This window comes from Ponticaulis sp. (genome assembly GCF_029210165.1).
GTDB lineage: Bacteria > Pseudomonadota > Alphaproteobacteria > Caulobacterales > Hyphomonadaceae > Ponticaulis.
The window spans coordinates 838,435-853,673 of the sequence record NZ_JARGNT010000001.1 but is presented as its reverse complement, the minus strand read 5'-3'; the positions used below and the strand labels follow the sequence as shown (position 1 = coordinate 853,673).

Genomic DNA, 15,239 nt, shown 5'->3' with positions numbered 1-15,239 from the left:
ATCTTGATTACCATCAAAGGCATTGAAGACCGCATTCTGAAATCCATCGAACCTGAAGCCGAGGCTCTGGGGCTTGAGGTCGTGCGTATTCGTATGATGGGCGGGCGTACACCTACGCTGCAGATCATGGTCGAGAAAACAAATGGCGGAACGGACGTTGAAGACTGCGCCAAGTTCTCACGCGCCATTTCGCCGGCGCTCGATGTGCATGACTTCATCGACAATAAATACCATCTCGAGGTCTCAACGCCGGGCATTGATCGTCCGCTGACACGCGCGAAGGATTTCGCGCGCTGGGCCGGCCATCTGGCAAAAGTTGAACTCTCTATGCCAATCGATGGTCGTCGCCGTTTTCAGGGCGTGATCACGGAAGAGGCTGATGGCGTTGTGAAGCTCCAACTCGATGACGATACTGAGTTGGAAGCAAACGTTGCCGATATGAGCAAAGCGAGCCTCGTGCTCACTGATGAACTGATCGATCTTGCTCAGGCTCAGGGTGAACTGGCCGATGTGGAAGACGGCAGCTTCGACGAAATTGAAGAAGAGGGCGATGCGCCCGATACGGAAGAGGAAAACCAGTCATGAGCGCTATCGGCGTTTCAGCGAACCGGCTTGAAATCCTGCAGATTGCTAACGCAGTTGCAGCTGAGAAAAATATCGACCGCATGATCGTCATCGAGGCGATGGAAGAGGCGATCCAGAAAGCTGCCCGCTCGCGTTACGGTCAGGAGCACGACATTCGTGCGAAGATCGACCCGAAAACGGGTGAGCAGAAACTCTGGCGTGTTCAGACGGTTGTTGCCGACGAAGAACTGGAAGACGAAATCCAGCAGCTGACACTCGATCAGGCGCGCGAGATCGACCCTGAAATCGAAATCGGCGGCGAAATCCGTGAAGAGCTTCCTCCGTTCGAGTTTGGCCGTGTTGGCGCGCAGACTGCGAAACAGGTTATCATGCAGAAGGTTCGCGACGCCGAGCGCGACCGTCAGTATGACGAATACAAAGACCGCGTCGGTGAAGTCATTAACGGCATCGTCAAGCGCGTCGAGCATGGTCACATCATTGTCGACCTTGGCCGCGCTGAAGGCATTATCCGCCGCGGCGACTCTATCCCGCGTGAGAACTATCAGAATGGCGACCGCGTTCGCGCTTACCTCTATAAGGTGAGCCGCGAGGTTAAAGGTCCGCAAATCTTCCTCTCCCGCGCACACCCTGACTTCATGGTTGCCCTGTTCGCGCAGGAAGTGCCTGAAGTCTACGAAGGCGTGATCGAGATTAAATCCTGTGCCCGTGATCCGGGTTCACGTGCGAAGATCGGTGTCTGGTCTAACGACTCCTCTATCGACCCTGTCGGTGCGTGTGTGGGTATGCGCGGTGCGCGCGTCCAGGCCGTTGTAGGCGAGCTTGGCGGCGAGAAGATCGACATTATTCCATGGTCTGAAGATCCGGCGACATTCATCGTCAACGCGCTTCAGCCTGCCGAAGTCACCAAGGTTGTTCTGGACGAAGACGAGCAGCGCGTTGAAGTGGTTGTTGCGGATGCGCAATTCCCGCTCGCGATTGGCCGTCGTGGTCAGAACGTTCGTCTGGCGACACAGCTTTCCGGCTGGCAGATCGACCTGATGACAGAAACTCAGGACTCCGAGCGTTACCAGCGCGAGTTCCAGGAACGTACAGCGCTCTTCATGAAAGCGCTCGATGCGGACGAGACACTGGCGCAGCTTCTGGCAACAGAAGGCTTTGAGTCTGTCGAAGAGATTGCCTTCGTCGAACATGACGATCTGGCGAGCATTGAAGGCTTTAACGATGAGATCGCTGAAGAGCTTCAGACACGTGCCCGCGAGTTCCTCGAGCGTCAGAACGAAGAGCTTAACGCAAAACGTCTCGAGCTTGGCGTTGATGATGCGGTTCTGGAAATGGACGGCGTATCGCTGCAGCTGGCTGTGATCTTTGGCGAGAACGACATCAAAACAGTCGAAGACGTTGCGGGTCTCGTGCCGGACGATCTGACTGGCTGGCGTGAGCCGGGCCCGGATGGCAAGCCTGTCTTCCAGGCGGGTCTTCTGCCGAAGGGCGAATTGTCCGCTGACGAAGCTGAACTGTTCGTGATGCGTGCGCGTCACCAGGTTGGCTGGATCGATGACGAACAACTTGCAGAGCTGGAAGCGCAGTTCGTTGATGACGACGAAGCTGAAGAAGGCGCTGTGAACGAATTTGGACTGACCGAAGAAGAGCGCGCACTGATGGCGCTTGATGATATCGGCAATGACGCTCTGGAAGAGCTGGCAGACCTTGATGAGTCTGACTTCTCTGAAGAGAGCAGTGAGGAGGGCGCCGATGAAGACGCAGATCCTCAATGAGTCCGAACATAGCGTAGACGACAATCAGGACCTTATGGATGCTGGCCCGGCGAAGAAAACCGGGTCACCCTTCCGCATGTGTCTCGCGACACGGGAGAAACTTCCTGCGTCGCGCATGATCCGATTCGTACTGTCGCCGGATGGTGAGGTCGTGCCGGATATTGCCGGAAAACTGCCGGGCCGTGGTGTCTGGGTGCGTTGCGACCGTGATGCGCTTAAAGAGCTGGTTGGCTCCAAAGGCGGCTTTGCGCGCGGTTTCAAGCGTCAGGTAAAACTGCCGGAAGACCTTGTTGATCAGGTCGAAAATCAGCTCTTGCAGCGCTGTCAGTCCACTCTGGGGCTGGCAAAACGCTCGGGCGCACTTATCTTAGGATTTGATCAGGTCCGCGGCGCGCTTGAAGGGCGTTCTCCGGGCTGGCTTCTGGAGGCGTCGGATGGCGCATCAGATGGCCGACGCAAGATCATGGGCCTCGCTGTAGGCCTATGGGAAAAGGTACGCGTCGCCTCAGGGCTGTCTTCTTCGGAATTGGGCATGGCCTTAGGCCGTGACAATGTGGTACATGGTCTGCTGAAAACCGGTCGGTTCGCAGACATGTGGACAAGTGACTATCGTAGGCTGTACGAGTTTCGCCAGATCTCTGGCGACGTATGGTATTCTGGGGCGGTCGAGTAGAGAGATTTCGTGCTGGTCCCCGGTGCGAAGCGAGTATGTATTTAGATTTGGTGGTCGATGAGCGATACAGATAAAACAAAGTCAGATTCAGATGGTGGCCGTAAGCAGCTTTCCCTCGGGCGTGGGAAAGACACGGGCGTAGTCAAGCAGAGCTTCTCACATGGGCGTTCCAAACAGGTCGTCGTGCAGAAAAAGAAGAAGCGTATTTCTGCGGCTCCGACCAAGGCAACGAAATCTGGTGCTGATGCGAGCTCACCGACAAAGGCCAAACCCGCTGGTCCGTCGAAAGCTGCCGAGCTTGCCAAGAAACTTGGTATTACCGAAGCCGAGCTGCGTGCACGTCAGGCCGCGCTGAAAAAGCGCGAAGAAGACGTACAGAAGCGTCAGGCTGAAGATGCTGTGAAACAGGATGCGCAACGCCGCCTGAAAGAAGAGCAGGACCGTCTCCAGCGCGAAGAGCAGGAGCGTGAAGAAGCTGAAGCCCGTAAGAAGGCTGAAGAAGAAGCACGCAAACAGGCTGAAGAAGCCGCTGCGATTGCTGCTCAGGAAGCGAAAACCAACAAGACCAAGAAGCCACCGGCAAAAGCTGAAGAGCCTGTCGAAGCACGTGCGCCGAAAGAAGGTCCACGTCGCCCTGAACCACCTAAGGAAGTTTCTGGTGCTGGTGCACTCGGCGAGCTTGGTGGTCGCATTAAGAGCAAGAAGCCGAAAATCGAACCGGCTAAACCTGCGCGTCAGACGCGTGGCGAACCTAAGCGCCGCCAGGGCAAGCTGACTATCGCAGCTGCGCTTGATGGTGACGAGGATCGTCAACGTTCACTTGCGTCTGTTCGCCGTGCCCGTGAGCGCGAACGCGAACGCCGTATGGGTGGCAGCGACAAGTCCGAGAAATCTGCTCGCGAAGTTATCGTACCAGAAACCATCACGCTTTCAGACCTCGCAAACCGCATGAAAGAGCGTGTTGCGGACGTCGTGAAGTACATGATGAAGCAGGGCGAGATGATGCGCGCGAATGACGTGCTCGACGCCGATACCGCAGAACTCATCGTTGAAGAGTTCGGCCATACTGTGAAACGTGTATCCGAAGCGGACGTTGAGATCGGTCTTGAAGGACCGGACGATGACGAAGCTGATCTGAAAGGCCGTCCACCGGTCGTGACCATTATGGGCCACGTCGACCATGGTAAGACGTCTCTTCTCGATGCGCTTCGTTCAACTGACGTGGTCGCTGGCGAGGCGGGTGGTATCACTCAGCATATCGGTGCGTATCAGGTTCAGCTGAAATCCGGCGACAAAATTACCTTCCTCGATACTCCGGGCCACGCGGCGTTCTCTGCCATGCGTGCTCGCGGCGCCGATATTACAGACATTTGTATTATCGTTGTTGCAGCCGATGACGGTGTGATGCCTCAGACGATTGAAGCGATCAGCCATGCGAAAGCGGCCGGCGTGCCAATCATCATCGCGGTCAACAAGATCGATAAGCCGGATGCCGAAGCGCAGAAAGTTCTCACAGAGCTTCTTCAGTACGACATTCAGGTCGAAGCTATGGGCGGTGAAGTTCAGGCGATCGAAGTCTCTGCGAAAGAGAAAATGGGTCTGGATGAACTGACTGAGGCGATCACGCTTCAGGCGGAAATCCTCGAGCTTCAGGCTAACCCTGACCGTGACGCTGACGGCGTTGTCGTCGAGAGCCAGCTTGATAAGGGCCGTGGTCCTGTCGCAACTGTCCTCGTCAAACGCGGTACACTGCAACGCGGTGACATTGTCGTTGCCGGCTCGCAATGGGGTAAAGTCCGTGCGCTTACTAACGAACGCGGCCAACAGCTGAAATCAGCTGGTCCGACGGTTCCGGCAGAGGTTCTTGGCCTCGACGGTGCGCCGGATCCGGGCGATCCGTTTGTTGTGGTCGATTCTGAAGCGCGTGCTCGTGAAATTACCGACTATCGTATCCGCATGAAGAAACAGGCTCGCGGTACATCTACAGCGAAAGCCTCCCTCGAGCAGATGCTCAACCGCCTCAAAGACGGTTCGGCTGAAACTCAGGAAGCGCCACTCGTTGTCAAAGGCGATGTGCAGGGTTCTGTTGAGGCGATCACGCAGGCCGTCGAGAAAATGTCGAACGAAGAAGTTCGTGCACGTGTCATCTATGGCGCTGTGGGCGGTATTTCCGAAAGCGACGTGCTTCTTGCTCAGTCTTCCGGCGCGCCGATCATCGCGTTCAACACTCGTGCGAACAAACAGGCGCGTGAGCTTGCTGAGAAAGAAGGCGTAGAAATTCGCTATTACTCAGTGATCTACGACCTGATCAACGATGTCCGCGACACGCTTTCCGGCATGCTTGCTCCGGAAAAACGCGAAACATTCATCGGCTACGCGCAGATCCTCGAAGTGTTCAACATTTCCAAGGTCGGCAAGGTTGCTGGTTGCCGCGTAACCGAAGGCGTTGTGAAACGTGGTTGCGGTGTGCGTCTTCTGCGTGACGACGTGGTCATCCACGAAGGCATGCTCTCCACGCTCAAGCGCTTCAAAGACGAAGTGCCTGAAGTCAAAGAAGGCATTGAGTGCGGTATGGCGTTCGAGCGTTATGAAGACATGCGCGTTGGCGACCTTATCGAGTGCTTCCAGGTCGAAATGATCGAGCGCGAACTCGAAGTGAACGTATAAAATTTGCAGAAGCGTGAAATTTCACGCTTTTGAATTACTACAGAAACAGGTGTTGCGGTTAACCTGTAAGGTATGACCGCAACCCTGATTCAGTCTGATCTCGCAGATGCCGACGCTTTGAACGCATCTGAGCTGCCAACTTTACGGGTTGGCGGGACCGTATCCCAGAAACAAATGAAGAAGCTTGCGCGCCGGGTTCGTTCCGGACGTGTCGGGCCGACATCTGTTTATTATGCGGGTGTCACCGCGCCTGCGATTGCGGCCGGCATGTCGACTATTGTGTCTGCTTCGCTGGAGCGTGCAGGCGTTGATCCCTACTGGACGCTTCTGAGCGCCAGCCTCGTTGCGGCCATGGCCGGCATCACATGGTATCTCATTTTCATGCGCTGGTCGTATCGCCATAGCTATGGGCGTACATCCGAGGTCGGCAAACATACCGATGTTGAAGTCGATGAGGCCGGTATTTTCTGGACGCGAGGCCATATCCGAACCCGTATCTCGTGGGATGGGATTAGCGACATTACCGCCGACAGGAACTTCATTCGTGTTCACGTGATGGATGGCGACGACGTGCTCATTCCGGCGAATTGGTTCGAGCAGCGCAAAGATCGTAAAACCGCAATCGCTGTGCTTCAGGAATATCGTGACCGCGCGTCCGGCGACGCCACAGATATGGCTGCCTGATCTGTTCTTTCTTCCGATCCCCGCTACACTCGCGCCCTGACAGGAGGCGAGTCTATGTGCGGCAGATTTTTCAGACATGGTGTGAGCTGGGAAGAATATCGCGACAGCCTTGACATTATTCCGCCTGAGAACGTCGATCCACCAGAAGCCAAATACAATATCGCGCCTATGACGATCAGCCCGGTCGTGCGTCGAAATCTCGACACGCATGAGATGGAGATGTTTCCGTCCCTTTGGGGGCTGGTGCCCAGTTGGTGGAATAAGCCTCTGTCTGAGAAGAAGTTTTCGACCTTTAATGCACGCGTGGAAACCGCGCATGAAGCGGCGAGCTATCGCGGCGCGTTCCGTCATAAGCGCTGCCTCATTCCGGTAAGCGGATTTTATGAATGGTCGCGTCAGGGCAATTCTAAAATCCCCTTTGCGATCGGGTTACGCAACCGTCGCTGGTTCTGCTTTGGCGGGCTTTGGGACTGCGCACATATTGATGGATCCGAGCTGAATACCTTCACCATTCTCACAACCCAGCCGAATGATCTGATGGCGGGCATTCACACGCGCATGCCGGTGATAATTCATCCGGACAATTATGCGCGCTGGATTGATGGTGATTATCGCAAGATGGACGATCTGTTCGAGCCATACCCGACTGATGAGATGCATGCCTGGGTGGTCGACCCGAAGGTTGGGAATGTCCGCAATCAGGGGCCGGAACTCATCGAAGAAGTGTGATCTTCTGTCTGCACATCGCCTTATTTCTCTGTTAGAGAGGCCGCATGAATAAGAAACACAAATCTACCGGCCCGATGGGGCCATCCCAGCGCCAGCTCCGTGCCGGAGAACTCGTGCGCCACGCGCTTGTCGATATTCTCGCGCGCGAGGAATTTCGCGACCCGGCGCTTCAGGGCGTGTCTGTGACCGTTGGCGAGGTACGGACCTCTCCGGACCTGAAGCACGCAACGGTTTTCTGCTCGCCGCTGGTTGGCAGCAATGACGTTAAAGCCGTTGCTGAGGCGCTGAACCGCGCGTCCGCCTTCATTCGTGGCAAGCTCGGTCGCAATATCGATATGAAGTTCACCCCGCAGCTACGCTTCCTTGCCGATGAGAGCTATGACGAAGCGTCTGCGATGGACAAACTGCTCGACAAAGTCGCCGAACGCGAAGGCTTTGAAGACGGCGAAGAAGAGTAAAATGCGCAATCTTTCAATCGTTTCTGTCGGACTGGCAGGCATTCTGGCGTCTTGCTCAGCAACGCCTTCGCCGGTCGCTGAAACGGTTGTTGATCGCAGCGATATCACGGTGATCGCCCATCGCGGGGCGAGCGGCTATCTGCCTGAACATACGCTGGACGCCTATCAGCTTGCCATTGATATGGGGGCCGACTTTATCGAGCCCGATCTGGTCATGACCTCTGACGGCGTGCTTGTGGCGCGCCATGATCCATGGCTGTCAGACTCGACAGATATTGCCGATCATCCTGAATTTGCAGACCGCCGCACCACGGTCACCGGTCCGGACGGCACTGAGCTTACAGACTGGTTCGTCTGGGATTTTACCTATGAAGAGCTGAGCACACTACGCACCCGGCAGGTCCGCGCGGGCCGCGACCATACGCATAATGACATTCTGCCAATACCTCGGTTTGATCGCGTTTTGGCGCTCGCTATGCGTAGTTGCCGCCCATACGATAGTGCGGACATCAATCAGGGAAGCTATGCAGCGTTCGGTGTCTATCCAGAAACGAAATGGCCTGAACACCATGCGACGCGCGGTCTCGATATGGCCGGAGCGCTGGAAACCGCGCTGCTGACTGCGTTGAAAGATTATAACTGCGACCTGCCCATCTACGTGCAGTCTTTCGAGGACGGTATTCTGCGCGACCTGAATGACAGGCACGCCTTCGACAACATTCCGCTTGTTCAGCTTGTTTATCCTGAAGGCTATGCGATGGACGGCGCACCGAGCTATCAGCTGGAAGACATTGCTGAATACGCAGATGGCGTCGGTCCGTTCAAAACGCTTGTTCTGGACTATCGCACGCAGGAGCCAACCGGTTATGCGCAGCGCGCACGCGACCTTGGTCTTGAGGTACACGCATGGACGTTCCGCGACGATGATATCGCGCCCGGCTTTGAAACCATTGAAGACGAAATCCGCGCCATCCTCGATGCAGGCGTGACGGGATTCTTCACTGATTTTCCGGATACAGGCCGCGCCGTTGCAGATGAATGGGCATCAGACTAAAGATCGTTTCTGATGACATTTCGGATCGCTCTTTTCTGCCTTGGTGCACTCTTCGCCCTGCCAGCCGCAGCGCAATCTGTCTCGCCTGATGGCGAGGACTATCAGCCTGCGCGTCGGATCGAGAATTTCAGCTGGAATGCCGGCGTGAATGTATCGGATCTGGAAGAGGTCACGGTACTGCGGGATGGAAATGAGGAATGGGCGGTTGAGACGCCTATGGACTGCGCAATCGCCTGCGAAGTGTTTCTCGGCTGTGTGGCCTTCACCTATACAGAGCCGCAGCTGTTCGGAGAGGCACCTGTCTGCCGCATGCTATCGGGATATGATGGCCGAATGGTCGATAGCCACAGCCACCTCTATGTAAAAGAAGCGCCGGATTTCGGGTTTACGCCCCATAACTGACGGGCTAGACAAGCGCCCCAATCACCAAATTCTAAAATGGAACATCCCGTTCCTGTTCAGGTCTGCAGTGATCATACGCCGTCCGATCCGGCGGTGATCTGAGAGGTATGTGTTTTGGCACGCAAGAAAAACCGTAAGGGCGATCCGGTTCATGGCTGGCTCAATTTCAACAAGCCGGTGGAGATGACATCGACGCAGGCCGTTGGCCTCGTAAAGCGCTTGTTCAATGCCCAGAAAGCCGGTCATGGCGGCACGCTGGACCCGCTGGCTGACGGTGTGCTTCCGATTGCGTTTGGTGAGGCGACCAAAACGTCTGCCTACGCCATGGATGCAGACAAAGACTACACGTTTACGATTGCATGGGGCTCATCCACGACCACGCAGGACCGCGAAGGCGATGTGGTGGCGCAATCAGGCGCGCGCGCCAGCATGGAAGATATTGCGGCGGCGCTCGCAACTTTTGTAGGTGATATCGAGCAAGTTCCGCCAAAATTCTCCGCCATCAAGGTGAATGGCGAGCGTGCCTATGATCTCGCACGCGACGGTGAAGAGGTTGAGCTGCAATCACGTCAGGTGACGCTGTATGAAGCGCGCCTTGATGAGGCCTCCACCCGCGATGAGGCGATCATCCATGTCACTTGCGGCAAGGGCTTTTACATTCGCTCGCTCGTGCGCGACCTTGCAGCAAAGCTGGACCTTGAAGGGCATGTCTACGCTTTGAAACGCACCCGCGTCGGTAATTTTGAAATCTCTGAAGGTAATACGCCGGAACTTCTCGAGGCCGTCAGCGATCTTGAAACCCGCAGGCGCCTGCTCGTCCCAATCGAGGCTGCGCTGGATGACATTCCGTCGATCGAGATTTCTTCTGAGGGAGAGATGAAGCTGCGCAATGGCAATGAGTTCCGCCTGCTGCCGCATGAAATGAGCAAGTTCCAGACGCTACGGGCCGAACTACAGGGTGAAGATTCTGATGATCGGGTCGCGCTCGCCATGGCTGACGGTACGGCGCTGGCGCTTGGTGAAATCCGCGCGGGCTTTTTCAAGCCGTTTCGCGTGTTCCAGATCTGACCTGACGTGCTGTCGAGGGAAACGGCAGGCAAGAAAAAAGGGCTGCCGGGAAATTGGGGACGGGCAGCCCTTTAGAAAACCTGGAAAGATTGGGGGGCAGTCCAGGTTCGCCTCTAATTTTTCTAATTATGCAGCGGCATTGCCGCGATAGATGAGGCGTGCGGTGTTCTTGTGTGCAGGCGCGTCTGCTTTTGCTGCGACTGGTGCGCCGCGATAGAAGAGTTTTGCGTCTTTTTTCGAAGCTGCATTGTCGTTAGCAGCGCGAACTTCGTAACCACGATAAACAAGCTTTTTCATAATAAGCTCCTTTCTGTTTCGGCGTCTGGGGAGGCGCCGTTTGTGTTCCTTTGTTGAGATCAATATATGCAAGGTGTGTAAGTTTGTCAACATACCTATCCAAATAATTCAGAAAACCCTGAATCTCGCACTTTCGCCTTGATTTTTAGAACAAAAAAACGCCCTCGACTGATGCGAGGGCGTGAGGGCGCAAAACTTTTTTAGATTATGTCGCAACATTTTCACGCTGGAATTGCGCTATGAGGCGATGCTGATCCGTTCCGCGCGATCCGGGTCAGGCTGCCGTGTGCTGCGAAGCCAGCTCAATGATCTTTGCGCTCGTGACGGCATGCGCGCGGGGCAGGGTGACTGTGAATGTAGAGCCTTCACCTGGAACAGATGTGCAGCTCACCTCGCCGTACATACGGTTTACCAGCTCCCGAGCAATGGCCAGCCCGAGGCCCGAGCCTTGTTGGGCGCGGGTGGAGCTGCCGTCAAATTGCGTAAAGCGGTCGAACATCCGCTCGCGGAATTCCGGATCAATACCAATGCCCTGATCGGCGACACTGAAGGAGACATGATCATCATTGGCTTCGCAGGAGACGGTGATCTGCTTAGAGTCACCGGAAAACTTGATGGCGTTTGACAGAAGATTGTCCATGACGCGGGCCAGATGTGCCGGGTCTACATGTATGAGCGCGTCTGCGCCCGCGCAGCAGCCCCTGACAATCTCAATTCCATGGACGCTGGCATAGCCTTCGGCATTCTGGACGCATTGGCCGAGCACCTCTTTCAGCGCAAGGGTTTCCGGCGCCGCAGGCATACGGCCTGCATCGAGGCGCTCAAGATCGAGAATACCTTCAACAAGCGCAGATAGCCGCTCGGTGTTCGTCATCGCCATGCCGACCAGATGACCCGCTGACGGGTTTAGCTCCATCAGCTTGCCAGAGGATAAGAGCTGAAGTGAGCCTTTGATCGAGGTGAGCGGGGTACGCAGCTCGTGGTTCATCGTCGAGACGAATTCGCTCTTGATCTGTTCCGCGAGTTTTTGTCGGTGGATATCAAAGATACAGGCGACCTGGCGGCGCGGAACACCGTTCTTGTCATAGTCCAGATTGCGGAGCTTGGTCTGGAACCATCGATATTCATCTGGCCCGATCCGAAGAAGATGCACCATAGTCGCATCCTTTTTCCGATAGGCTGCGTCGGAGAACAGGCAATTGCGAGTGTCTTCCTTATGGTCCGGGTGGACGAGATCTAAAAATCCATCACAGCTTTGCTCGATATCGGAGGCATTTCGAATGCTCATCGCGCGCAGAAATGACTCTGTGAACTCTATTCGGGTTTTAGACGTGTCTGGTCTGTCCCAGACGCCGAAGCGAACGGATGTCGCCGCGAGCAGAAATCGTTCTCGAGCCTGACCAATACGGCGCTTTTGCCTCACAAGCATTCTGATCAGACGATATAGCCGGTCATTCTGCGGCTTGAAGATGAACACCCATTCTATGACGAGCATGACGAGGGTCGCGATCCAGAGGACAGCGCCAATCTGAATAGCGCGGTCGCTCGCAATTTCCGCTTCTCTCTGATATTCGCTGACGGCAAGCTCAAGGCCATCGATCAGCTCGCCCGCGCTTTGATCGCGCAGCGCATCAGCAACGCTTTGCGAGCGTGTCTCGTCGGCCAGCATCATGCGTCCCTGACGGATATACGTCTGCACCTGCTCATCAAGATTGGTTTCGCCGCGATAGATCGCCTCTGTAGATGCGTTAACCGGTGCATTCCATGTGAGGCGCGGATGAGGTGATCCGGTCATCAGGGCTGCGTGTGCGGACTCGAATTCATCGAGAGACTGGCTCAGAGCGTCATAATCGCGTTGCGTATTCGTCAGCAGCAGGCCTTGCGCATTGAGTGCGATCCGCTGAGACAGCATGCGTTGGCGACCCGACAGATTGATGACGGACGCATAGGCTTGCTGGTCACCCACAACGCGGGTGATCAGCATATGACCGGCCGTCGTCATCAGAGCGATCAGCGCGATACCGATAAAATAGAAGCGCAGAGCGCGGCGGGAAATCTTGAGCATGGCGTGAAAGTTACGGCCAAATCGGTTAACGGAAGCTATTGAGACCTTAACCGCGGATTAACCGGAAAAAATAATTCGAAGGTAATGCGCAGGGGCGCGCGCCACGGCCCAACAGGTCTTTCCTTTAAGGGCATTTTCTGTCATAAGCGCGCCACGGGTCGACCTGTGTCCCACTTAGCCCTGCTGGACGACATCTCGGCATGCGCTGAACTGAGGCAAGCGACCTGTTTCCAATGCCAATATGGCTATAACTCACGCCCTCCCCAAAAGCGGGCGAAGAAAGAAAGTATTGCGATGTCGATTACGGCTGAAAAGAAACAAGAGCTGGTCAAGAAATTTGCTCGTTCAGAAGGTGACACAGGTTCACCTGAAGTCCAGGTTGCGATCCTCACAGAGCGCATTACAAACCTCACAGAGCACTTCAAAGACAACAAAAAAGACAATCACTCCCGTCGTGGCCTCCTGAAAATGGTCGCAACACGCCGGAAGCTGCTGGACTATGTAAAGTCCCGTGATGGAGAGCGTTATCAGGCGCTCATTGGAGAGCTCGGTCTCCGCCGCTAAGGCAAACCGAGAAAATACCCGCCAGCGGCAATCCGGCTACTGGCGGGTTTTTGTATGAAAAGAGAGATATATGTTCGATAAACATGTAGTGTCGACAGAATGGGCGGGTCGTCCGCTTGTACTGGAGACTGGACGCGTAGCGCGTCAGGCCGACGGTGCCGTGCTGGCAACCTATGGCGAGACAACGGTTCTCGCGACTGTCGTAGCCCAAAAAGAGGCTAAACCAGGTCAGGACTTTTTCCCGCTGACCGTAAACTACCAGGAAAAATACTACGCTGCTGGCCGCATACCAGGCGGTTTCTTCAAGCGCGAAGGTCGTCCGACCGAAAAAGAAACGCTGACATCACGTCTCATTGACCGTCCGATACGTCCACTTTTCGTTGATGGCTTCAAAAACGAAGTTCAAGTCGTTCTGACTGCACTGTCTTATGACGGTGAAAACGATCCTGACATGGTTGCTATGGTTGCTGCATCTGCGGCGCTCACCATTTCAGGTGTACCGTTCATGGGTCCGATCGGCGGTTGCCGCGTTGGCTATAAAGACGGTGAGTACATCATCAACCCGACTATTCAGGCACTTCCTGAGAGCGACCTCGACCTCTGCGTTGCGGGTACTCAGGACGCAGTCATGATGGTTGAGTCACAAGCGAAAGAACTTTCCGAAGACATTATGCTGGGCGCTGTTATGGCGGGCCACAAAGCGATTCAGGAAGTTATCGACCTCATCATCGACCTTGGCGAACGCGCTGCGAAAGAGCCTTGGGACTATGAGCCGGAAGATCGCTCTGCAGAACTGAAGCAGGTTCAGGACCTCGTTGGCGCAGACCTCTCTGCTGCTTACAAGATCAAGGATAAGGCTGAACGTCAGGCAGCTGTCGGCGAAGCACGCGCAAAAGCGGCTGAAGCTCTGGTTGCGACTGAAGAGAAAGAGGGCATGGATGCTCTCATCTTCAAAGACGTGTTCAAGAAAGCTGAAGCGAAAGTCGTTCGTGGCGACATCATCAAGACCGGCGTTCGTATTGACGGCCGTGCCCTTGATCAGGTTCGCCCGATTGTTTCCGAAGTTGGCATTCTGCCACGTACACACGGTTCTGCCCTGTTCACCCGCGGTGAAACTCAGGCGATCTGTGTGGCGACACTCGGTACAGCTGACGACGAGCAGATGATTGACGGTCTGGACGGTCTCTACAAAGAATCGTTCATGCTGCACTACAACTTCCCACCATATTCTGTCGGCGAGACAGGTCGTATGGGCGGTGCAGGTCGTCGTGAAATCGGTCACGGTAAGCTGGCATGGCGTGCAACGAAGGCAGTTCTGCCTACTAAGGACGAATTCCCTTACGTTCTGCGCGTTGTTTCCGAGATCACTGAATCTAACGGTTCGTCTTCCATGGCGACTGTTTGCGGTACATCTCTGGCGCTCATGGATGCTGGTGTTCCGATCAAGCGTCCGGTTTCCGGTATCGCTATGGGTCTGATCAAAGACGAAGACGGCGTTGCTGTTCTGTCTGACATCCTGGGCGACGAAGATCACCTCGGCGACATGGACTTCAAAGTGGCGGGTACATCTGAAGGTATCACGTCTCTGCAGATGGACATCAAAATCGCTGGTATCACTGAGGACATCATGAAAACGGCTCTCGCTCAGGCGAGCGGCGGTCGCATGCACATCCTCGGCGAGATGAACAAAGCGCTCGGCGAAAGCCGCGGTGAACTCTCTGCAAACGCGCCACAAATGGAAAGCATGCAGATTCCTTCCGACAAGATCCGTGAAGTTATCGGTTCTGGCGGCAAGGTCATCCGTGAGATCGTTGAGACCACAGGTGCGAAGGTCAATATCGAAGACGACGGCAAGGTTACCCTGTCTGCGCTCGATAAGGCGTCCATCGATGCGGCTCGCAAGTGGATCCACTCTATCGTTGCTGAACCGGAAGTCGGCGAAGTTTATGAAGGCAAGGTTGTTGCCGTCAAAGACTTCGGTGCTTTCGTGAACTTCTTTGGCCCTAAAGACGGTCTCGTGCATGTCAGCCAGATGGCTGAAGAGCGCGTGAAACACCCGAAGGACGTTGTTTCTGAAGGTGATACTGTATGGGTCAAGTTGCTTGGCTTCGACGATCGTGGCAAAGTGCGCCTGTCTATGAAGGTCGTTGATCAGGAAACCGGTAAAGAGAAAGCCTCTGATTCCGAAGAGTGATCGCAGTTTAACAGGGGCTTCTGA

14 protein-coding genes are annotated in these 15,239 nt (G+C 55.3%); 12 read left to right on the top strand and 2 right to left on the bottom strand.

The window, feature by feature from the left end; translation table 11 throughout:
* The first annotated feature begins 3 nt into the window (after window positions 1-3).
* The 10 genes from rimP (at window position 4) to truB (ending at window position 10,095) form a co-directional block, all read left to right on the top strand.
* Complete coding sequence (gene rimP / locus P1U45_RS04240) at window positions 4-585, top strand: ribosome maturation factor RimP (protein WP_301057655.1); 582 nt, start codon at window positions 4-6, stop codon at window positions 583-585.
* A complete protein-coding gene (nusA, locus tag P1U45_RS04235) occupies window positions 582-2,360 on the top strand; it encodes a transcription termination factor NusA (RefSeq protein WP_301057654.1) in 1,779 nt (592 codons plus the stop codon). Before rimP ends, nusA begins: the two co-directional genes overlap by 4 nt.
* Window positions 2,338-3,033, top strand: coding sequence for an RNA-binding protein (locus tag P1U45_RS04230; RefSeq protein ID WP_301057653.1), 696 nt, complete (start codon window positions 2,338-2,340; stop codon window positions 3,031-3,033). The genes nusA and P1U45_RS04230 overlap by 23 nt, the downstream gene beginning before the upstream one ends.
* A 57-nt stretch (window positions 3,034-3,090) precedes the next feature.
* The gene (gene infB / locus P1U45_RS04225; protein ID WP_301057652.1) at window positions 3,091-5,700 is read left to right on the top strand and encodes a translation initiation factor IF-2; all 2,610 of its coding nucleotides are present in this window, start codon (window positions 3,091-3,093) and stop codon (window positions 5,698-5,700) included.
* A gap of 72 nt (window positions 5,701-5,772) precedes the next feature.
* Window positions 5,773-6,384 carry a YcxB family protein gene (locus tag P1U45_RS04220; RefSeq protein ID WP_301057651.1) on the top strand — a complete coding sequence of 204 codons (612 nt, stop codon included), beginning with the start codon at window positions 5,773-5,775 and terminating at the stop codon, window positions 6,382-6,384.
* Between the two features lie 54 nt (window positions 6,385-6,438).
* On the top strand, window positions 6,439-7,113 hold the full coding sequence (locus tag P1U45_RS04215; protein WP_301057650.1) for an SOS response-associated peptidase: 675 nt from the start codon (window positions 6,439-6,441) through the stop codon (window positions 7,111-7,113).
* Between the two features lie 44 nt (window positions 7,114-7,157).
* A complete protein-coding gene (gene rbfA / locus P1U45_RS04210) occupies window positions 7,158-7,571 on the top strand; it encodes a 30S ribosome-binding factor RbfA (protein ID WP_301057649.1) in 414 nt (137 codons plus the stop codon).
* 1 nt (window position 7,572) lies between these two features.
* Window positions 7,573-8,625 carry a glycerophosphodiester phosphodiesterase family protein gene (locus P1U45_RS04205; protein WP_301057647.1) on the top strand — a complete coding sequence of 351 codons (1,053 nt, stop codon included), beginning with the start codon at window positions 7,573-7,575 and terminating at the stop codon, window positions 8,623-8,625.
* 12 nt (window positions 8,626-8,637) lie between these two features.
* Window positions 8,638-9,027, top strand: coding sequence for a hypothetical protein (locus tag P1U45_RS04200; protein WP_301057645.1), 390 nt, complete (start codon window positions 8,638-8,640; stop codon window positions 9,025-9,027).
* Between the two features lie 114 nt (window positions 9,028-9,141).
* A complete protein-coding gene (gene truB, locus P1U45_RS04195) occupies window positions 9,142-10,095 on the top strand; it encodes a tRNA pseudouridine(55) synthase TruB (RefSeq protein ID WP_301057643.1) in 954 nt (317 codons plus the stop codon).
* Between the two features lie 126 nt (window positions 10,096-10,221).
* Here truB and P1U45_RS04190 read toward each other — a convergent pair whose 3' ends face one another.
* Both P1U45_RS04190 and P1U45_RS04185 read right to left on the bottom strand, forming a co-directional pair.
* A complete protein-coding gene (locus tag P1U45_RS04190) occupies window positions 10,222-10,392 on the bottom strand; it encodes a hypothetical protein (RefSeq protein WP_301057641.1) in 171 nt (56 codons plus the stop codon).
* A gap of 274 nt (window positions 10,393-10,666) precedes the next feature.
* On the bottom strand, window positions 10,667-12,457 hold the full coding sequence (locus P1U45_RS04185; protein ID WP_301057639.1) for an ATP-binding protein: 1,791 nt from the start codon (window positions 12,455-12,457) through the stop codon (window positions 10,667-10,669).
* A 294-nt stretch (window positions 12,458-12,751) separates the two neighbouring features.
* Between P1U45_RS04185 and rpsO the strand changes: the two genes are divergently transcribed.
* Together rpsO and pnp are read left to right on the top strand one after the other, a co-directional pair.
* Window positions 12,752-13,021: a 30S ribosomal protein S15 gene (rpsO, locus tag P1U45_RS04180; protein ID WP_301057637.1), complete on the top strand. Its 270-nt coding sequence runs from the start codon at window positions 12,752-12,754 to the stop codon at window positions 13,019-13,021.
* Between the two features lie 70 nt (window positions 13,022-13,091).
* Window positions 13,092-15,215: a polyribonucleotide nucleotidyltransferase gene (gene pnp / locus P1U45_RS04175; protein WP_301057636.1), complete on the top strand. Its 2,124-nt coding sequence runs from the start codon at window positions 13,092-13,094 to the stop codon at window positions 15,213-15,215.
* Window positions 15,216-15,239 lie beyond the last annotated feature (24 nt).

Excerpts from the sequence above, each read along its gene's own strand:
- nusA (WP_301057654.1), top strand. The coding sequence starts at position 582 with ATGAGCGCTATCGGCGTTTCAGCGAACCGGCTTGAAATCCTGCAGATT.
- P1U45_RS04230 (WP_301057653.1), top strand. The coding sequence starts at position 2,338 with ATGAAGACGCAGATCCTCAATGAGTCCGAACATAGCGTAGACGACAAT.
- infB (WP_301057652.1), top strand. The coding sequence starts at position 3,091 with ATGAGCGATACAGATAAAACAAAGTCAGATTCAGATGGTGGCCGTAAG.
- P1U45_RS04220 (WP_301057651.1), top strand. The coding sequence starts at position 5,773 with ATGACCGCAACCCTGATTCAGTCTGATCTCGCAGATGCCGACGCTTTG.
- P1U45_RS04215 (WP_301057650.1), top strand. The coding sequence starts at position 6,439 with ATGTGCGGCAGATTTTTCAGACATGGTGTGAGCTGGGAAGAATATCGC.
- rbfA (WP_301057649.1), top strand. The coding sequence starts at position 7,158 with ATGAATAAGAAACACAAATCTACCGGCCCGATGGGGCCATCCCAGCGC.
- P1U45_RS04205 (WP_301057647.1), top strand. The coding sequence starts at position 7,573 with ATGCGCAATCTTTCAATCGTTTCTGTCGGACTGGCAGGCATTCTGGCG.
- P1U45_RS04200 (WP_301057645.1), top strand. The coding sequence starts at position 8,638 with ATGACATTTCGGATCGCTCTTTTCTGCCTTGGTGCACTCTTCGCCCTG.
- P1U45_RS04190 (WP_301057641.1), bottom strand. The coding sequence starts at position 10,392 with ATGAAAAAGCTTGTTTATCGTGGTTACGAAGTTCGCGCTGCTAACGAC.
- P1U45_RS04185 (WP_301057639.1), bottom strand. The coding sequence starts at position 12,457 with ATGCTCAAGATTTCCCGCCGCGCTCTGCGCTTCTATTTTATCGGTATC.
- rpsO (WP_301057637.1), top strand. The coding sequence starts at position 12,752 with ATGTCGATTACGGCTGAAAAGAAACAAGAGCTGGTCAAGAAATTTGCT.
- pnp (WP_301057636.1), top strand. The coding sequence starts at position 13,092 with ATGTTCGATAAACATGTAGTGTCGACAGAATGGGCGGGTCGTCCGCTT.